The organism is Xanthomonas sp. SHU 308 (assembly GCF_000364645.1).
GTDB lineage: Bacteria > Pseudomonadota > Gammaproteobacteria > Xanthomonadales > Xanthomonadaceae > Xanthomonas_A > Xanthomonas_A sontii.
Genome location: NZ_AQOK01000488.1, coordinates 1 through 603 on the forward strand (window position 1 = coordinate 1; position 603 = coordinate 603).

General features: G+C 73.3%; 1 protein-coding gene. It reads right to left on the minus strand.

Translation table 11 applies throughout. The annotated features are described in order from the left end of the window. Positions 1 to 50: 50 nt before the first annotated feature. Positions 51 to 603, minus strand: a 553-nt coding sequence (locus tag D588_RS0114820) for a CDP-alcohol phosphatidyltransferase family protein (RefSeq protein WP_017916540.1), incomplete at its 5' end; no start/stop codon positions are given.

The following is a 603-nucleotide window of genomic DNA, read 5'->3' on the forward strand; positions in this document are numbered from 1 at the left end:
CCTTGTCTGTCTTGAATCCCTGTTCGCCGCGGCCACGCCGGCCGCCCCGCTCACGCGCGTGCCGCCGCCTCGCGCAATCCCGCCGCGACCCGGCGCAGCACGGTCGCCGCGCACAACAGCGCCACCGCCATGGCGACGGCCGTGACCGTCGCCGCGCCGACCCAGGCGCCGGCCAGCAGCAGCCCCAGCACGCCGATGACGAAGGCACGGTCGCTCTTGCCCATCGGCCCATCGTAGCGGCGGCTGGCGCCGACCATCAGCCCGAGCACGCCGGCATATTCGGTCAACGCCGCGGTCAGCGCCATCAGCCACAGCCAGCCGGCACCGACGCCGGGCACGCCGAGCAGGCTCAGGTACAGCGCCGCATCGGCGACCACGTCGCACAGTTCGTTGAGGTAGGCGCCCAGCCGCGACTGCTGGCCGAACTCGCGCGCCAGCATGCCGTCCACCGCGTTCAAGGCCATCCGCAGCAGCATCCACAGCGGCAGCAGCGCGTACCACAGCGGTTGCGCCGCGCCTTGCGTGTAGACCACCGCGGCGACCAGCAGCGACAGCAGCGCCGCGGCCGCCGTCACCTGGTTGGCGGTGACGCCGAGCCGGTAC